At 62.6% G+C, this 17,929-nt stretch carries 17 protein-coding genes; 7 read left to right on the top strand and 10 right to left on the bottom strand.

Going from position 1 to position 17,929, the window contains the following annotated elements; all coding sequences use genetic code 11:
* Positions 1-16 precede the first annotated feature (16 nt).
* The 6 genes from ACQRBV_RS18305 to ACQRBV_RS18280 are packed head-to-tail and all read right to left on the bottom strand — an operon-like array spanning position 17 to position 5,354.
* Complete coding sequence (locus ACQRBV_RS18305; RefSeq protein WP_411985643.1) at positions 17-2,407, bottom strand: fimbria/pilus outer membrane usher protein; 2,391 nt, start codon at positions 2,405-2,407, stop codon at positions 17-19.
* Between the two features lie 41 nt (positions 2,408-2,448).
* Complete coding sequence (locus ACQRBV_RS18300) at positions 2,449-3,234, bottom strand: fimbrial biogenesis chaperone (protein ID WP_411985642.1); 786 nt, start codon at positions 3,232-3,234, stop codon at positions 2,449-2,451.
* Positions 3,235-3,260: 26 nt separating this feature from the next.
* Entirely contained in the window at positions 3,261-3,761 is a 501-nt protein-coding gene (locus ACQRBV_RS18295; RefSeq protein WP_411985641.1) for a Csu type fimbrial protein, read from the bottom strand.
* 4 nt (positions 3,762-3,765) lie between these two features.
* Positions 3,766-4,299: a Csu type fimbrial protein gene (locus ACQRBV_RS18290; protein WP_060756929.1), complete on the bottom strand. Its 534-nt coding sequence runs from the start codon at positions 4,297-4,299 to the stop codon at positions 3,766-3,768.
* 18 nt (positions 4,300-4,317) lie between these two features.
* Positions 4,318-4,860 carry a spore coat protein U domain-containing protein gene (locus ACQRBV_RS18285; protein WP_411985640.1) on the bottom strand — a complete coding sequence of 181 codons (543 nt, stop codon included), beginning with the start codon at positions 4,858-4,860 and terminating at the stop codon, positions 4,318-4,320.
* The gene (locus ACQRBV_RS18280) at positions 4,854-5,354 is read right to left on the bottom strand and encodes a Csu type fimbrial protein (RefSeq protein WP_427877926.1); all 501 of its coding nucleotides are present in this window, start codon (positions 5,352-5,354) and stop codon (positions 4,854-4,856) included. The genes ACQRBV_RS18285 and ACQRBV_RS18280 overlap by 7 nt, the downstream gene beginning before the upstream one ends.
* A gap of 215 nt (positions 5,355-5,569) precedes the next feature.
* On the opposite strand from ACQRBV_RS18280, the gene zapE reads away from it, so the two are divergent.
* Both zapE and ACQRBV_RS18270 read left to right on the top strand, forming a co-directional pair.
* Complete coding sequence (gene zapE, locus ACQRBV_RS18275; protein WP_411985639.1) at positions 5,570-6,664, top strand: cell division protein ZapE; 1,095 nt, start codon at positions 5,570-5,572, stop codon at positions 6,662-6,664.
* A 40-nt stretch (positions 6,665-6,704) separates the two neighbouring features.
* On the top strand, positions 6,705-8,006 hold the full coding sequence (locus ACQRBV_RS18270; protein WP_411985638.1) for a protein kinase: 1,302 nt from the start codon (positions 6,705-6,707) through the stop codon (positions 8,004-8,006).
* A gap of 60 nt (positions 8,007-8,066) precedes the next feature.
* Here ACQRBV_RS18270 and ACQRBV_RS18265 read toward each other — a convergent pair whose 3' ends face one another.
* Positions 8,067-8,774 carry a YebC/PmpR family DNA-binding transcriptional regulator gene (locus tag ACQRBV_RS18265; RefSeq protein ID WP_005789254.1) on the bottom strand — a complete coding sequence of 236 codons (708 nt, stop codon included), beginning with the start codon at positions 8,772-8,774 and terminating at the stop codon, positions 8,067-8,069.
* 99 nt (positions 8,775-8,873) lie between these two features.
* Positions 8,874-9,731, bottom strand: a complete 858-nt coding sequence (locus ACQRBV_RS18260; protein ID WP_244699619.1) for a LysR substrate-binding domain-containing protein — start codon at positions 9,729-9,731, stop codon at positions 8,874-8,876.
* Positions 9,732-9,842: 111 nt separating this feature from the next.
* On the opposite strand from ACQRBV_RS18260, the gene ACQRBV_RS18255 reads away from it, so the two are divergent.
* The 3 genes from ACQRBV_RS18255 to ACQRBV_RS18245 all read left to right on the top strand — a co-directional run bounded on the left by ACQRBV_RS18255 (position 9,843) and on the right by ACQRBV_RS18245 (position 12,460).
* Positions 9,843-10,964: a 2-aminoethylphosphonate--pyruvate transaminase gene (locus ACQRBV_RS18255; protein WP_411985637.1), complete on the top strand. Its 1,122-nt coding sequence runs from the start codon at positions 9,843-9,845 to the stop codon at positions 10,962-10,964.
* Positions 10,961-11,788 (top strand): phosphonoacetaldehyde hydrolase, encoded by an 828-nt coding sequence (phnX, locus tag ACQRBV_RS18250; protein WP_161549195.1) that lies wholly within the window; start codon positions 10,961-10,963, stop codon positions 11,786-11,788. Before ACQRBV_RS18255 ends, phnX begins: the two co-directional genes overlap by 4 nt.
* A gap of 114 nt (positions 11,789-11,902) precedes the next feature.
* On the top strand, positions 11,903-12,460 hold the full coding sequence (locus ACQRBV_RS18245; protein ID WP_161549196.1) for a cytochrome b: 558 nt from the start codon (positions 11,903-11,905) through the stop codon (positions 12,458-12,460).
* On the opposite strand, the gene ACQRBV_RS18240 is transcribed toward ACQRBV_RS18245, so the two are convergent.
* Positions 12,450-13,334 carry a 1-aminocyclopropane-1-carboxylate deaminase/D-cysteine desulfhydrase gene (locus ACQRBV_RS18240; RefSeq protein ID WP_411985636.1) on the bottom strand — a complete coding sequence of 295 codons (885 nt, stop codon included), beginning with the start codon at positions 13,332-13,334 and terminating at the stop codon, positions 12,450-12,452. The two genes, ACQRBV_RS18245 and ACQRBV_RS18240, sit on opposite strands and share 11 nt — an antisense overlap.
* Positions 13,335-13,389: 55 nt before the next feature.
* Positions 13,390-15,429, bottom strand: coding sequence for an FAD-dependent oxidoreductase (locus ACQRBV_RS18235; protein ID WP_411985635.1), 2,040 nt, complete (start codon positions 15,427-15,429; stop codon positions 13,390-13,392).
* A gap of 211 nt (positions 15,430-15,640) precedes the next feature.
* On the opposite strand from ACQRBV_RS18235, the gene ACQRBV_RS18230 reads away from it, so the two are divergent.
* Positions 15,641-16,771: a carbon-nitrogen hydrolase family protein gene (locus ACQRBV_RS18230; RefSeq protein ID WP_090370097.1), complete on the top strand. Its 1,131-nt coding sequence runs from the start codon at positions 15,641-15,643 to the stop codon at positions 16,769-16,771.
* A gap of 3 nt (positions 16,772-16,774) precedes the next feature.
* Positions 16,775-17,803, top strand: coding sequence for an AraC family transcriptional regulator (locus ACQRBV_RS18225; RefSeq protein ID WP_104994197.1), 1,029 nt, complete (start codon positions 16,775-16,777; stop codon positions 17,801-17,803).
* Positions 17,804-17,929: the final 126 nt, after the last annotated feature.

Raw genomic sequence — 17,929 nt, 5'->3', positions numbered from 1 at the left:
ACGCACACTCCTTATGTCATTGGCACACCAGCGGCCCGATCAGCGGCACCTGTTCCCGAGTGGTATCCAGTTCAAACGTGGCCTGGCACGTCTGGCCATTGCCGAGGGTAACTTGCAAGGTGTTATGGGCCGCCAGGTTTTCCAGGTACACCAGGCCATCCCAGCCCACCACCGCCAACGCGCCGCTCTGCTCATGACGTACCTGGCTGCCCAGGGGCAGTTCCGCATGCTGGGCATCGACCAGCGTGATACTCGCCGAAAGCACCCGACGCATCGGGAACTCGAGCAGATAACCGCTGCCCCGGCGCACGGCCACGCGTTGCTCAACGTTGGGGACTTGCACACTGGCCGGCAGGTTCAGCGGGTCAATCTCGTATTTGGCGCGGTAGTACGCACTGGTCCACGGCACCAGCAGGTGGCCGTTGCGATCGGTCTGGCCCACCACCTGGTTTTCATAGCGCACCGGTACACCGCTGAAGCCATCGGTACTCACCACCACAAATGCATCGTTGACGCGGTTGGCGGCGAACACCTGATGGTCCATCCACACCAGTGAGCCGCTGGCATCCGCCCAACGGGTTTCGCTGTCGCGGCTGCCATACACGCCCGCCTGCAACTGCACCGACTGCAAACGCCAGGTCAGGTCGGCCTGACGATAAGCCGGCCCATCACCGCTGGCGTAACCCAGGTTGACGCCCACCCCGCCTTCGGCCGGCACGGCGCGGCTGTAATTGACCCGCTGCAGGCTTTGCCCGGTCTTGCTGCGTTCGCTGCCGACGCTGAGGCTGCCGTAAACGTCGAACGGAATCACCAGTTGCGCCTGCACCGCCCAACTGCTGTCGCCCACCTCATGGTTGGCCGACAGGTAAAAACTGCTGTTGCGCCACAGCGGTTTGCTCCAAGTCAGGTTCACCAGGCGCGTGCGTGAATCATCCGCCGCCTGCACATCAAAATAACCGACGCCCAGGCTGCCGAAATCCTTGAGGTTCAGACTCAAGGTTGCCTGCTGGCTGCGTTTGCTGAGGCTGGCGTAAGGCGTGTCGATCAGGCTCAGGTCGGCGTATTGATCGCGGCGCTCTACCCGTTGGTACGACAGGCTATAGAGCGGGTTGCTGTATTGGTAGCCCAGGCTCAATTGCTGGCCGGTCCTGCCGTCATACTGGCTTTGGCTGATCGCCGTGTTGAGCACACCGAAGGTGCCCATTCGCAGGTTGCCACCCACGCCGCCCAGGGTCAGGTCGTTAGAGGCTTCCGCGTGGCTTTCCAACGTGAAGGCATCGGACAGCCCGTGGCGAAACGTAGCGCTGACCAGCCCAGGGCCATAACCAAAATCACGCACGGTGTAGTCGCGACGCAGATTACCCGCCGCTACCGAAAAGTCCGACAAGCCCTGTTGCAACAGCGTACTGGTGACATAGAAGGGTACCGTGGTCGACACTTGTCGGCCCAAGGCGTCGGTGGTGACCACCACCGCTTCCCCAGCGCCGTTGATAAACGGCACGTTGGTCAAGGTGTAGGGGCCTGGCTGCAAATCCGCACTGCTGGTTTTATAACCATTGATGAACAAATCCACCGACGACGGCACCGCCGCCTCGCCCGAGAATTGCGGCAATGGGTAAGTCACCAGATCCGGGCGTACCGCAAAGTCCCGCGACACCTGCACCCCGCCCAGGCGCACCGAAGTGCTCCAGGGCAACGCGGCGCTGATCACATCCCCCGCTTCGTAGGTCAGCAGGCGTTCATCATCGGAAAACCGCCAGGTGGTGTCATACCGTCGGTAACCGTTATCCAGGCTGCTGCCGACGGTCTCACGACCAATGGTGGCGCGGTACTGCCCGGTGTTGGACAAGGTTCCCCAGGTATCGAACAGCCGCACTTCGTTGAAGACGCCCAGGTAAGTAGCCGCGTCATCGGTGTCGTTCAGATAGGCGTCGTAGTTGAGCATCGCGCCAAAGCTGGTCAACGCGGGAGTGCGTGGGGAGTTGTCGCGATTGCCGATAAACTGTTCAGGCAACCAGGGGGGCGGCACGGTGAGCACCAGCCGCTGGCCCTGGCTGTCGTAGTCGCTGTGCAGGCCCGGCAGGTTATCCAGCGCGATTTCGCTGCCGACGTCGGCAGGCAGTTTCATGCCCACCTCTTGCAACACCGAGGCCGGCAGGAACAATTGCCCGGCTCTCTGATTGACCGCGACCACACGGCCGGTGTCCTGCTGGTTGACCACCAGTTCCAGGAACAACTGCGCATCAGCAACAGCCTCCATGCTGCTGGGCGGTGGTGGCAACGGTGCAGCCATGCCCAGCGGCGCAAGCGCCAGGCCGGACAAGCCCCCCACCCACACCCTTCGCCATAACCCTCGAGCCTGACCTTGGCTCACCACTACTTTGTGTCCGTCAATGGACATCTCCATCCGTTAACATCCGGGGCTGCTCCATGCCCTAGCGCATTGCCCTACCGCCCCGGCGCCAGGCTCTCCAGCTGCGTTGCACCATTGATGCGGACCTGTAGCGGCTGATCAACGGGTAACCCGTCCGGCACCGGCCAGCGCATGGTCGCGCCCGGCAACACGTAGCCCAACAAGCCCTCCACCAGCGGCCGGGGCTGGCCGCCCTGTTTGAACGCGGCATCGGTCAAACGCGCATGCACGGCGCCCTGGTTGCGCATTTCGACGTAGCTGCGTGCGCCCACCGTGACCTTCTTCCAGCTCAAGTCCGGTTTGCCCGCCCCTTTCGGGTCGCGATCACGGGTGCCGTCGTCCTTGCTCCACAAGCCCGGCCCATAGGCGAACAGTGGCACCGAATAACGCATCTGGAAGCGGATAGCTGCAGCGGTCTTGCCATCGGCCGGCGTGGCGATGGGTGTGGCCGATGGGATTTCATCGATGATGATGCGATAGGCCAGCTCCTGGCCCGGCGGCACGTCTTTGGTACGGGTCAGGCGCACCAGTTGCTTCTGCCCCGGCTCGATCTTCGCCACCGGCGGGCTGCCGATCACGTCGCGCTGGTTGTGGTACTGCTCGTCGAAACCCTGTTGGGTCCAGGCAAACACACGGATTTGCAGGTTTGCGGTCTCGGTGCCGCGGTTCTCCAGCCACAGGGCGCTGGCCTGTTGATCGGCCTCCAGCACCGGGTCAATCGGCCAGATCAACACGGAACTGGCAGCCTGCACATTCGCCACGCCCAGTACCATCATGCTGATAACACCCGCGATCCATCCTCGCCGGGAAGCTGCATCCATAAATCCCACTCCTTGTGCCGATCGCTTTACCACGACAGCTGCACCTGCAGCGTATCGCTGTACGTCCCCCCAGGCTGGTTGCCCGGTAACTGCACTCGCCCATAAATCGGCAAAGTGATGTTGTTGGCGTTGCTGTAGGTCACGCTGACGCTCTGGCTGATCCCCAGGCTCTGGCTGAAGGCCGCGTCCCGAAACAACTGGTAAGCCACTTGGGCGGTGCCGCTATTGAGCTGCATCCGCCGGCCGCTGGCGTTATACAAACCGCCGTCGACACTCATATTCAGCGCAACCCCTGGCGTGCATTGCAAGGTCACACCCCCGGTGAGCGCGACGGACGCGGTGCTGGTCGCCAGCGCTGAGTACGTGCCGAACGCCAGGCTGCCGTAATTCGTGCCACCGCCGACCACCAGGCATCCCGGGGTGATCGTCGCACTGACCTGGAACGACTGGCTGGTCACCGCCAACAGCGACACCGGCATTCCCCAGCCCAGGCACACCAGCAACGCCGCCCACCCAACGCGATTCATGCACTTAGAAGGTCAGGGTCACGGCAACGGTGTCTGTGTACGTGCCGGCCGGCAGCCCCGCCTTGCCGGTAGCCTTGCCGTAGATATTCACGGCCTGGGCAACCCCGGTGCTCGGCGCCAGGTTGATCACCCCACCGATGGCCAACAGGTTCGAGTGACCGCTGTCGGTGTAAAGGTCGTAGGGCACGTAATTGGCCACCCCGTCATACAGCGCACGCCCGCCACCGGCGGACTTGCCATCGTTGGCCCCTGCAGACACCGTCAACGAGGGTGAAGTACCGGCCGAACACAAGATCGACAACGCTCCGCCGCCGCCGCCCAGCACCTGGCCGGTCGCTTGGGTGAACAGGCTATTGGCGGTACCGAAGTTCAACGCACCGAAACTCATCCCGCCGGTCGCCGCCGCACCGTTGACCAGGCAACTGCTGGTCAACACCAGGGTGGAGGTCACCGTGCCAGCCACCGTGGCCGCCTGCGCAGCCGACACCCACGCCAGCGCCATCAAGGGGAAAACTGCTTTGGAGACAAGTGCATGCATGATGTTCATCCTCATGGTTTACCAATCCAGAGTCACCGTCAGGGTGTCTGTGTAGATGCCGGCCGGTAAGGCCTTGGTATTCGCCACCACCAAGCCGAATAACAGGATCGGGATGTGTGTCCCCTTGGTCATGACGAAATGGTGTTGCTGACCGATGCTGTAGGAGATTCTCCCCAGCGGATCGGCCGACAACTGATACGGAATGCTCTGACGACCATTGCTCAGGCGCCGGACAGTGCCGTCACCATTGGTGCCACCGTCGATGGTCACTTTAAAACTGCTCACCACCGACGGGTTGCAGGACACCGACAACGGTGCCTTGGTCACATCGGTAACGACCGCGCCCACAGGGTTGGTCCAGGTCGGGCCCTGGCTGCCGAAGTCGAGCATGGCGGCGCCGCCTGTAGCATTGAGCGGCGTCGTCACCCCACCTTTGCTCACCTCGCAACTGGCCGTGATCACCAGGCGCGCCTGAATCTGCCCACTGACCGCCGCCTCAGCGTCACCCGCCAGCAGCAACAAGCCGCCCACGGCTATCAGGGCCCAACCCCGGCTTACCATGTGACGGTGACCTTGAGCAGGTCGGAATAGCGGCCGACGGCGGGAATATCCCTCAACGGTTCGATACGGCCATACAGCGGCAGGTCGACGCTGCCGGAGTCCGGCACGCGCCCGCTCAACGGTTCATTTACAGGCAAGGGGATGCGACGCGCGGCGTCAGCGTACAGGCGATAGGGAATGGGGCGAGCCGAAGGCGCAGCGTTGGCGAGGTAACGCACTTCACCGACGCCACCATGCAGGCCACCGTCCACGCGCACTTGGTAGGGCGTATCGGGGTTACATTCAAGGCGCGGTTGACGCTGGCTGATCAGGGCCGCGCTCAAGGGACCGGCCGGGTCGTCCAGGCGCGGGCCACTGCCGAAGTCCAGCACACCCAGCTGTTCGATACCGGCACTGCGGGTGGTGCCCACCAATTGGCAGCCGCGCTGTACGTCGATGCGCACCACCACTTGCAGTTGCGCGCCGTAGACCGTACTGCCAAGCATGGCGCCCATGACGGCCAATACTGTGTGTCCCTTCACAGCCCCAATTCCTTATACAGGGGTACAAACTTTGTATGAGGTTAGTCATTTAGCAAGAATCTGCCAGTTTGCGCGGGATCCCCCACCCGTCATGCCTTTTTGAGATAACGGCTTGCCTGCTTCTCTATTGGTCAAATCGCGCCCAGGCCCCTAAAGTAAGCGACCCCCGAAACACAGAGCGACTCGTATTGGCCGTGCTTTCCCTGATCCAACGCCTGCTGGGTAAAAAAACCGACGCCTCGGACACCTCGCCCATCGCCGCTTTCTTTGCACAAAAAGCCGCGCAACAGGGCTACACCCTCAGTACCGGCCAGACCCAGGCAATTGCCGCCCTGGCCCGAGAAACCCGGCAACTGCTCGGCGGTCAGCGCACACGCAGCCTGTACCTGCATGGCCCGGTGGGGCGGGGTAAAAGCTGGCTGCTCGATGGGTTTTTCCAGGCGCTGCCGATCGACGAGAAGCAGCGCGTGCACTTCCACGATTTTTTCGCCCGCCTGCACCGGGGCATGTTCCAGCACCGCGAACACACCGATGCCCTGGCCGTCACCCTGGATGAACTGCTGGCAGGTTGTCGCGTGCTGTGTTTCGACGAGTTCCATGTCCACGACATCGGCGATGCGATGCTGATCAGCCGCTTGTTCAAGGCGCTGTTCCAGCGGGGCATCTGGGTGTTGGTGACGTCCAATTACCCCCCCGAAGGGTTACTGCCCAACCCCCTTTACCACGAACGCTTCAAGCCGGTGATCGACCTCATCGCCGCACGCATGGACGTGTTGGAGGTCAGTTCGCCGCAGGACTTCCGCAGCCTGCCCCAGACCCATGCCGAACAACGGTTTACCGAAGGGCAATATGTATGGCCGGGCACTGCGCAGCAGCGCGAAGACCTTGGACTGCCCGCCACCGACTCACCACCGCACCGCTTGAGCGTCGGCACCCGGCAATTGACTTACCGCCATCGGCAGGCCCGTACCATCGCTTTCACCTTCAACGACCTGTGCGAGCAACTCACGGCGGTGATGGATTACCTGCTGCTGTGCCAGGACTACGACCATTGGATCATCGACGGCCTGCCCCAACTGGCAGAATGCCCCATCGCCGTGCAACAGCGTTTTATCAACCTGGTGGACGTGCTTTACGACCGCGATAAGCGCCTGACCCTGATCGGCCACCAGCCCCTGCCGCTCGCCATGGAAGGCCAGGCCATCGATCTGGCCCGCACGGCGAGCCGCCTGAGTCAATTACAAACGGTCTGCCCGCAATGGGCATCCGACCCGGTATCATGAGCGGCATTTACACCTACCTTGCCGAGTGATCGCGCCGTTCATGAATACCCTCGCCCAACTCAAGGCCGGCCAATTGGCCGGCACCCGACGCCTGGACCTGTCCTGTGGGCTGACCGAATTCCCGCCGGAAATATTTGAACTGGCCGATTCCCTGGAGATCCTCAACCTCACCGGCAATGCCCTGAGCAGTCTGCCCGACGATCTTCACCGCCTGACCCACTTGCGCATCCTGTTCTGCTCGAACAACGCCTTTACCGAGTTGCCGGAATGCCTGGGCCAATGCGCCCAGCTGAGCATGATCGGCTTCAAGGCCAACCAGATCAGCCATGTGCCCGCCGCCGCCCTGCCACCGCGGCTGCGCTGGCTGATTCTCACCGACAATTGCATCCGCCAATTGCCCCACGAACTGGGAGAGCGGCCGCTGCTGCAAAAGCTGATGCTGGCCGGCAATCAACTGGAGCACTTGCCGCAAAGCCTGGCCCACTGCCACAACCTCGAGCTGATCCGCATCGCCTCCAACCGTTTCACCCATTTGCCCGAATGGCTGCTGAACCTACCGAGCCTGACCTGGCTGGCCTATGCCGGTAACCCGGTGGAAATGGCGGCGGTAACGGCCGATGAGCACACGACGGCGAGTATTCCCTGGCCTGAGCTGGAACTGGCCGAGGTACTCGGCGAGGGCGCGTCCGGGATCATCCGCAAAGCCCTGTGGAAGCCTTTGGCCAAACCTGTCGCGGTCAAGCTGTACAAAGGCACCATCACCAGCGACGGCTCCCCCTTGCACGAAATGCAAGCCTGTATCGCCGCGGGCCTGCACCCGAACCTGATCAAGGTACAGGGCCGCGTCGTCGGCCACCCCGACGACCAGGCCGCGCTGGTCATGGACCTGATCGATGCGAGTTACCGCAACCTGGCCGCCCTGCCCAGCTGGGACTCTTGCACCCGGGATATCTACGAAGCCGATACCCGCTTCAGCCTTGAGGTGGCGTTGCGCATGCTGCGGGGCGTGGCGTCGGTGGCGGCGCACCTGCATCGGCAGGGCATCACCCATGGCGACTTGTACGCGCACAATATCTTGTGGAATGCAGCGGGCGATTGCCTGTTGGGCGATTTTGGCGCGGCCTCGTTCCATGCTATGGCGGACACGTTGGAAACCAGGGCGTTGCAACGTATCGAAGTGAGAGCGTTTGGGGTGTTGCTGGGGGAGTTGTTGGAGCGAGTTGAAACGGGCGGGAGCGGCGAACTCGTAGCGCTGCAAAAGCGTTGCTGTCAGCCGCAGGTAATGGCCCGACCAAGCTTTGAAGAAATTGAAGCGCTGCTGCAATCTGCACAACAGCACTGAAACCCTGTGGAAGGGAGCAAGCCACCTCCCACATTTTGACCTTATCTCTCGAGTTGCAGATCAGCCGGCCAAACCGACGAACATATCCTGCACGTCATCATGGTTGTCCAGGCCTTCCAGGAAGGCTTCGACTTCGGCCATCTGCTCATCGGTCAAGCCGCTGACCGGGTTCTTCGAGAGATAGCCCAACTTGGCCGACAGCACGGTGAACCCCTGCTCCGGCAGCGCTTTCTGCACAGCGTCCAGGTCGGTGGTCTCGGTGATGAACAGGGTGGTGCCCTCTTCCTCGCCGTCTTCGAAATCCTGGGCGCCGGCTTCAATAGCGGCCATTTCCGGGTCCGCGTCCGGGGTGTCCGGCGAGGCTTCGATCAGGCCGACATGGTTGAAGTCCCAGGCCACGGAGCCGGAGGCACCCAGCTGGCCCTTGCGGAATGCCACGCGGATTTCCGCCACGGTACGGTTGATGTTGTCGGTCACGCATTCGACGATCAACGGCACCTGATGCGGGGCAAAACCTTCATAGGTGACACGGTGGTACTGCACGGTTTCGCCCAGCAGGCCGGCACCTTTCTTGATGGCGCGGTCCAGGGTCTCCTTGGGCATCGAGGCCTTTTTGGCCTGCTCCACCACCAGACGCAGGTGGGCGTTGGTCGCGGTGTCGGCACCGTTACGGGCGGCGATGGTGATCTCTTTCACCAGCTTGCCGAAGATCTTGCCCTTGGCATTGGCTGCCGCTTCTTTATGTTTGACTTTCCACTGTGCGCCCATGACTCACTCTCTTTTATCCATCGCGCCGAAACGTCTACTGGCCGGCGCTTTGGGGGCAGAGTTTATAGGGCAAGAACGCTCCAATCCACCAAAAAACCGTCAAGCGGCCAACTCGAAAAACGCCTGGATCAAGCGCAATGAGCGACGTCGCTCCAGGCAACCGAGCAGGTGCCGGTTGACCAGCCCATCACCTTGCAAGGCAATCGCCCGTACCCGCGGGTCGGGGCTGACCTCCATTGACGACACCACGCCCACGCCCAATTGCGCGGCGACGGCTTCGGTGACCGCTTCACGGCTGTCCAGCTCCAGCAACACCTTGGGCTGTACACCGCGTGCCTGGCAGGCGTCATCAAAGGTACGCCGGGTGATGGAACCGGGTTCACGCAGCACCATGATCACCTCGTTGAGCTGCTCCAGGTCAATGCCGCCAGGCTGCTTGGCCCAGGCATGGCCCGCCGGCACCAGCGCGCAGATCCGCGACTCACTCAAGGGCTGCAAATGCAGGCCGTGGCGCGGCTCCACCTCGGTCAGTACCGCCACGTCTGCATGCTCGGACAGCAGCGCCGCCAGGGTTTCCTGAGCATTGCCCAACCGCAGGTTGACGGTGATGCCCGGGTAACGCGCGCGCAGGCTGGCAATCATCGGCATCACCAGGTGCGGGCCATCCGCCGCCACTTCCAGGCGCCCGGTCAGCAATTGCCGGTTGGCCTCCAGCAGCATCTGCGCCTCATCCACCAGGCCGAAGATCGCCCGCGTGATCGCGGCCAGGCGCGTGCCCTCCTCGGTCAACTCCACCCGCCGTGCCGTGCGGCGCAGCAGCGGGATCTGGTAGTGCTCCTCCAGGGCCTTGATATGCCCGGTCACCGCCGGCTGGCTGATAAACAGCCGTGCCGCCGCCCGGGTAAAGCTGCCCTCGCGGGCCACGGCATCGAATGCGCGCAGTTGGAACAGGTTCATAGCTATCGGCCTCACTGATAGCTCGCATAACAACAAACAATTTGATTGATAACAAGCCAAACTGCAATTTAGGCGCCGTAGATTGATTCGACCGCTTCACGAGGAGCTGCAATGACCCCGCCGATTCTGCTCACGCCCGGCCCCCTGACCACGTCCGCCCGCACCCGCCAGGCAATGCTGATGGACTGGGGCTCATGGGATGACCGTTTCAACCAACTCACCTCCAGTGTTTGCGAGCAGTTGCTGGCGATTATCAACGGCGCCGCGAGCCACCACTGCGTGCCTTTGCAAGGCAGCGGCACCTTTGCCGTGGAAGCCGCCATCGGCACACTGGTGCCCCGCAACGGCAAGGTACTGGTGCTGACCAACGGCGCCTACGGTAAACGCCTGGCGAAGATCTGCGCAGTGCTCGGCCGTGCATTCACGGCCTTTGAAACCGCCGAGGACGCGCCGACCACCGCCGCCGACGTGGACCGCCTGTTGCAGGCGGACCCCACCATCACCCACGTCGCGTTGATTCACTGCGAAACCAGTACCGGCATTCTCAACCCGCTGGCGGCGATCGCCCAGGTGGTGAAGCACCACGGCAAGCGCTTGATCATCGACGCCATGAGCTCGTTCGGCGCCTTGCCGATCGACGCCCGCGAGGTGCCGTTCGACGCCCTCATTGCCGCTTCGGGCAAATGCCTGGAGGGCGTGCCGGGCATGGGTTTCGTTTTTGCGCAAAAGCACGCCCTGGCCGCCGCCGAGGGTAATTGTCATTCCTTGGCGATGGACCTGTTCGACCAACACCGCTACATGGCCAGTACCGGTCAATGGCGCTTCACTCCGCCGACCCATGTGGTCGCAGCCCTGCACGAAGCGCTGGTGCAATACGCCGAGGAAGGTGGCCTGCCTGCGCGCTATCAACGCTACGCCAGTAATTGCCAGGCGCTGCTGGACGGCATGGCTGAACTGGGCCTGCACAGCTTTTTGCCGGCAGCGATCCAGGCGCCGATTATCGTGACCTTCCACGCCCCGCAAGACCCGCGTTACCAGTTCAAGGCGTTTTACGAACGGGTCAAGGCCAAGGGGTTCATCCTGTACCCCGGCAAATTGACTCAGGTGGAAACCTTCCGCGTGGGCTGTATCGGCCAGGTCGATGCCAGCGACATGCACGCCGCCGTCGCCGCCATCGCCGAGGCACTGCAATCCATGCATATCAATCTTTCTTCTCAGGGATCGCCGGCATGAACTATCAAACCCCCAACACCCTCCAGGCCGTGATCCTCGACTGGGCCGGCACCGTGGTCGACTTCGGCTCCTTTGCCCCCACGCAGATCTTTGTCGAAGCCTTCGCCGAGTTCGGTGTGCAGGTGTCCATCGACGAAGCCCGCGGCCCGATGGGCATGGGCAAATGGGACCATATCCGCACCTTGTGCGATCAGCCGCAGGTAGCTGAACGCTACCGCAAGGCGTTCGGCCGCAGCCCAACCGACGATGACGTCACCGCGATCTACCAGCGTTTCATGCCGCTGCAGATCGAAAAGATCGCCGAGCATTCAGCGCTGATCCCGGGCGCCCTCGACACCATCGCCCGGCTGCGCGTGCAAGGCATCAAGATCGGTTCCTGCTCAGGCTACCCCAAGCAAGTGATGGACAAGGTGGTTGCCCTTGCCGCCACCCACGGCTACATCGCGGACCATGTGGTTGCCACCGACGAAGTGCCCAACGGCCGACCATGGCCGGCCCAGGCCCTGGCCAACGTGATCGCGCTGGGGGTCGATGATGTGGCGGCGTGCGTGAAGGTCGACGACACCGTGCCAGGCATTCTTGAAGGTCGCCGCGCCGGGATGTGGACCGTGGCCCTGACCTGTTCCGGCAATGCCCTTGGCCTGACCTACGAGCAGTTCCGCGCGCTGGACAGCGCCACACTGGCCAGCGAACGCAAACGCATCGGGCACCTGTTCGAAGGCTCGCGTCCGCACTACCTGATCGACACCCTCCTGGAGCTGCCGGCAGTCATCACGCAGATCAACCAGCGCCTGGCTCGCGGCGAAATGCCGCAAAGCGGCTGACAGAGGTCAAAACAACGGTATTTGCGCCAGGCAAACCACTCAAAATCGGCATACAGTTAAAGCACTCCGTCGCCAAAGAACGGAGGTTTGCCCTGATGAGTGAGGAACCCAGCGATGCCGTGGAAAAATTCCGATACGCGTTACAGCACCATGTCGATAGCGTTGCACTGGGTGATGGTGGTGCTGCTGGCGGTGGTTTACGCCTGCATTGAGTTTCGTGGGGTCTTCCCCAAAGGCAGTGGCGGTCGGGCATTGATTGTGGAAATGCACTTCATGTTCGGCCTGACCATTTTTGTACTGGTCTGGCTGCGGCTGTTCGCACGCGCACTGGGCGTGGCACCGAAAATCGTGCCGGCACCGCCCCCCTGGCAGGCGGCACTGGCGACACTGATGCACGTGGCGCTGTATGTGTTCATGATCGGCACGCCGATCCTGGGCTGGTTGATCGTCAGCGCCCAAGGGCATTCCGTGATGTTCTACGGAATAGAGTTGCCGCCCCTGATCGGCGAAAACAAAGACTTGGCCAAGCAGATCAAGGAGTGGCATGAACTGAGCGGTACCGTCGGTTACTGGCTGATCGGGCTGCATGCCTTGGCGGGGATTTACCACCACTACATCGTGCGCGATAACACCGCGCTGCGCATGATGCCGGGCAAGCGCGCTACCCCGTGAACCCTCGGCGGCCTTGCAAGCCGCCGGTATGAATGAAGATCAACCGGGTGCCGGGCCTGAAACGTCCGGCTTCGATCTGCTGCTTTAACGCCAGCAGCGCTTTGCCGGTATAGAGCGGCTCCAGCGGCAAGCCACAGGCCTGTTCGGTAGCCTCGATAAAGTCGCGCAACACCGCGTCGATTTTGGCGAAGCCGCCCCGGCAGGCGTCCAGCAATTCGTAACCGCCCGGCACGAGCGCCTCGATGTTCTGCGCAACACCGTGATCATCCGGCACGGCCATGGCGCCGTACACCGGATGCGCCCCCGCCTCAGCCAGGACCAGGCCCGCGAGCGTCGTGCCGGTACCCGCCGCCAGCCACCAGCCGTGATAGTCCGCCCAACCCAAGGTGTGCAATTGCGCGCGCGCCTGTTCCAGCAGCACCCCGCAGCCCAATGCACCGGCCATTCCGCCTCCGCCTTCGGGCACGGGATGCAGGTGCGGGTATTGCTCTCGCCAAGGCAACCAGAAGTCCGGCGCATGCCGCGCGCGATAGCCGCCGTAGCCCAGCCAATGCAGCTGCATGCCGAACGCTTTCAGGTCGAGCACGGTGGGCGTGTCTTGAGGGTGGCCGCGCAACAGGCCAACGGTGGGGAAACCCAAGCGTTGCCCGGCCGCCGCCAAGGCGTGCAAATGGTTGGAGTAAGCGCCGCCCAGGCTGATGATGCCGCTGGCGGTTTGCGCCTGCGCCAGATGCCCGGTGAGCTTGAACCACTTGTTGCCGCTGATCAGCGGGTCGATGCGGTCCAGGCGCAGTACCGCCAACTCGACGCCCTTCAACCAATCCAGGTGCAAGGGTTCAAGGGGAGCGCGGGGAAGCCAGTCGAAGGGGCCCATCGGGGGATCTGCATGAAAAACGGGGCAGTAGTCTAACACCGCCCCGCTTGTGGCCTTACAGCTCGGCCGCCAGGCGTGAACCCTGGTTGATCGCACGCTTGGCATCCAGCTCGGCCGCCACATCGGCACCGCCGATCAGGTGCACGTTCTGGCCCGCCGCGACCAGGCCATCCTGCAATTCACGCAGCGGGTCCTGGCCGGCGCAAATCACGATATTGTCCACCGCCAGCACCTGAGGCTCGCCTTCGGCACCAATACGGATATGCAGGCCCTCATCGTCGATCTTCAAATACTCGACACTGTTGAGCATCTGCACCTGCTTGTTCTTCAGACCGGTGCGGTGAATCCAGCCGGTGGTCTTGCCCAAACCGTCACCGACCTTGGAGGTCTTGCGTTGCAGCAGGAACACTTCACGTGCCGGCGCATGGGGCTGAGGCTTGATCCCGGCCACGCCACCACGGGCCTGCAGTTGGGTGTCGATGCCCCACTCCTTCCAGAAGGCTTCGCGGTCAAGGCTGGCGGACACGCCCTGGTGCACGAGGAACTCCGAGACGTCAAAACCAATGCCACCGGCGCCGATCACCGCCACGCGCTTGCCCACCGGCTTGCGCTGCAGAATCACGTCCAGGTAACTGAGCACCTTGGCATTGTCGATGCCCGGGATCGCCGGGGTGCGCGGTGCAATACCGGTGGCCAGGATGATCTCGTCATAACCGCCCGCCGCCAGTTGCGCCACCTCCACGCGAGTGTTCAGGCACAGTTCGACGTGGGTGGTCTGCAGCTTGCGCTTGAAGTAACGCAGGGTTTCAAAAAATTCCTCCTTGCCCGGCACTCGCTTGGCGATGTTGAACTGGCCGCCAATTTCGCTGGCCGAATCGAACAGCGTCACTTGGTGGCCACGCTCGGCAGCCACCGTCGCCGCTGCCAGGCCGGCCGGGCCGGCGCCGACCACGGCAATTTTCTTGATCTGTTTGACCGGCAGGTAGTTAAGTTCGGTCTCGTAGCACGCTCGTGGGTTGACCAGGCAGGTGGTCAGTTTGCCGCCGAAGGTGTGGTCCAGGCAGGCCTGGTTGCAGCCGATGCATGTGTTGATTTCATCGGCACGACCGGCCGCAGCCTTGTTGACGAACTCAGGGTCGGCGAGAAACGGCCGCGCCATCGAAACCATGTCGGCATCGCCTTCGGCGAGGATCTGTTCGGCGATTTCCGGGGTGTTGATACGGTTAGTGGTGATCAGCGGGATCTGCACCGCACCGCGCAGCTTGGCGGTGACTTTGCTGAACGCGCCACGCGGCACCTTGGTGGCGATGGTCGGGATACGCGCTTCGTGCCAGCCGATACCGGTGTTGATCAGCGTTGCACCGGCCTGTTCGATGGCCTTGGCCAACTGCACGATCTCTTCCCAGGTGCTGCCGCCTTCCACCAGGTCGAGCATCGACAGGCGGAAGATAATGATGAAGTTCGGCCCGACGGCCTCGCGCACACGGCGTACAATTTCCACCGCCAGGCGCATGCGGTTTTCGTAGCTGCCGCCCCAACGGTCGGTACGGTGGTTGGTATGGGCGGCGAGGAACTGGTTGATGAAGTAGCCCTCGGAGCCCATGATTTCAACGCCGTCGTATTCGGCGACCTGGGCCAGCAACGAACAAGTGACGAAATCCTGAATCTGTTTTTCGATGCCCTCTTCGTCCAGTTCCTTGGGCTTGAACGGGTTGATCGGCGCTTGAATCGCGCTCGGCGCCACCTGCTTGGGGCTGTAGGCATAACGGCCGGCGTGGAGGATCTGCATGCAGATCTTGCCGCCCGCTTCGTGCACGGCCTGGGTCACGATCTTGTGCTTCTGTGCTTCGGCATCGGTGGTCAGCTTGGCCGCACCGGCGTAGACCCCACCCTCATCATTCGGGCCAATGCCGCCGGTCACCATCAGGCCCACGCCGCCACGGGCACGCTCGGCGAAATAGGCCGCCATGCGTTCGAAACCGCCAGGCTTTTCTTCCAGGCCAGTGTGCATCGAGCCCATCAGGGTACGGTTGCGCAAGGTGGTAAAACCCAGGTCCAACGGGGCCAGCAGATGCGGGTAGGCAGCAGCGGTCATGGTCAAGCTCCACAACAGATCATCACGGGACGTGGGGCGTTCGTATGACACCCCATCGGTTTATGTCCCACAGACTAAGAGGCGCTGAACCCACGCTCAATGACTGAAACTGACAAGTTATTGATCCAAATGTACAGCGCCCCTTGGCAAGCCGCGCCATGGGCCCTACCCTAGTCGCGAACCCTGCACCCGGTCTGTTGTCTGTTGCCCCATGCGTAAACTTCTAGCTTTGAGCTTCACCCTGGCCCTGGTTGCCGCCGCCACCGCGTATCTGGTCTGGACCCAGGAGCGCCCCGTGGCGCATTACCTGTCGGACCTGCGCATTACCCTGGCCGTCAACGAAGGCATACCGGCCGACCGTGGCAATTTGCTGGGCATCCAGCCGGAACTGTTTCCCGCCGACTACCAGAGCCTGGAACGCCTGCACCTGAAACTCGCGGCCTACCTGCAAAAGGCCCGAGACCAGGGGCTGATCAACAGCAAGACCGTCGTGGTGCTGCCGGAGCATATCGGCACCTGGCTGATGCTGGGCGGCGAGAAAAACGAGCTGTACCAGGCCATCCACCTCAAGGACGCGATGAACTGGCTGTCGGCCAGCAACCCATTCCTGTTTGCCCGTGCCTGGCTCAGCGCCACCGGCGACAATCGCATGGACGACGCCTACCTGCGCATGAAAGCCGCATCGATGGCCCGCGACTATCAGACGCTGTTCGGCGGCCTGGCCAAAGAGTTCGGCGTCACCCTGGTGGCCGGCTCCATCACCCTGCCCAACCCGAACGTGAGCCAGGGGCAACTGCAGATCGGCCATGGCGCGCTGTACAACGCCAGCCTGGTGTTCGGCGCCGACGGTTTGCCCTTGGGCCAGCCGCAGCGCCAGCTCTATCCTATCTATGACGAACGTGGCTTTATCCAACCGGGCGCTGAAGACCTTGTCAGCGTGGTCGACACGCCGGCCGGGCGCCTCGGCGTTCTGGTCGGCAGCGACAGCTGGTACCCGGACAACTACCGCAAGCTCAATGAGCAAGGCGCACAGCTGATTGCGGTGCCGGCATTCGTGACCGGTCGCGACACCTGGGACCGGCCATGGCGCGGCTTCAAAAGTGTGTCCACGCCGCCTGAAATCAGCCTCAAGCCCGAAGAACTCAGCGAAGGCGAAGCCTGGCGCCGGCTCACCCTGATCAGCCAGCAGCCGATCAGCCAGGCCACGGCAGGCATGAGTGTATTTCTGCGCGGGCAGTTCTGGGACCTGGGCACCGCCGGGCACAGCTTCCTGAACAGCAACGGGCAGGTCAGTGCCGACAGCGACGCCCGTGGCGCACGCCTGTTGAATATCTGGCTGTAACCCGTGAAGCCGGTGCGCCTTGGGGATCTGTCGGTGGGCTTCGTGCACACCCTGGCCGATGCCATCCACAGCCACGGTATGGACCCGCAACCCTTGCTGCTGCAATACGGCCTGGACCCGGCACGCCTTGCCGAGGCTGGCGCACGCCTGTCGATCCCGCGCTATATGCGCCTGGGCCATGCGGCCATCCAACTGACCGGCGACCCGAGCCTGGGCCTGCGCATGGGCCAGCTCAGCCGCTTGAGCCAGGCCGGGCTGGCAGGTGTCACAGCCGCCCAGGCGCCCAACGTACGCGAAGCGGCACGTACATTGACGCGCTTCGAAGCCTTGTACGGCTCCAACTATCGCGGGCAGTCGAGCTTTCATGAGGATGCTGAAGGCGCCTGGCTGCGGTTTTATTCCATCAGCCCCTACAACGCTTACAACCGTTTTGTGGTGGACTCGATCATCGCCGGCTGGCTGCACCAATTGTCGGGCCTGGCCCAGCAGCCTGTGCGTGCTCAGCGTATCGACATCGAGTTCGAAGCGCCGCAATACAGCGAACACTACCAGGCGCTAGGCGATGTTCACTTCGGCGCGGATGCCAACCAACTGCGCCTAGGCCAGCAAACCCTGGCCCTGCGTAACCCACAGCACTGCCCCAGCACCTGGCATCTGTTGCTGCAGTTGTGTGAAAGGGAGTTGGAACAGCTGACCCGCACCCGCAGCCTGCGCGAGCGCATCACCCGTTTGCTCGGGCCGATGCTCAATGGCGGCCGGGAACCGGACCTTGAAGAAGTGGCGGCGCGCTTGAAGCTGCCCACCTGGACCCTGCGACGCAAGCTGGCCGAAGAAGGCACTCAGTTTCGCGCGATTCTCAACGATACTCGCCGCGACTTGGCGATGACCTACATTCGCGACACCGAACTGGCATTCGGCGAAATCGCCTATCTGCTCGGTTTTGCCTCGGCCCAGGCGTTTCAACGGGCGTTCAGGCGGTGGAACAACCAGACCCCAGGGGAATTTCGCCGCAGTCAGCGGCATTCCGCCTGAAGTCAGGGTTACAGCTCAGTGGCGTCATCCACCGGATCCAGCGGGTCCAATTCAAAAGCCTGGTACTCCAGCAGTTCTTCCTGATAATCGTCCATGGGTCACTCCTCGCTAGGTTTAATGTGGCTG

The organism is Pseudomonas sp. R11F, from assembly GCF_050312575.1.
Taxonomy (GTDB): domain Bacteria; phylum Pseudomonadota; class Gammaproteobacteria; order Pseudomonadales; family Pseudomonadaceae; genus Aquipseudomonas; species Aquipseudomonas palleroniana.
The sequence above is the reverse complement of the archived record's forward strand: the minus strand, read 5'-3'. Positions and strand labels throughout refer to the sequence as shown.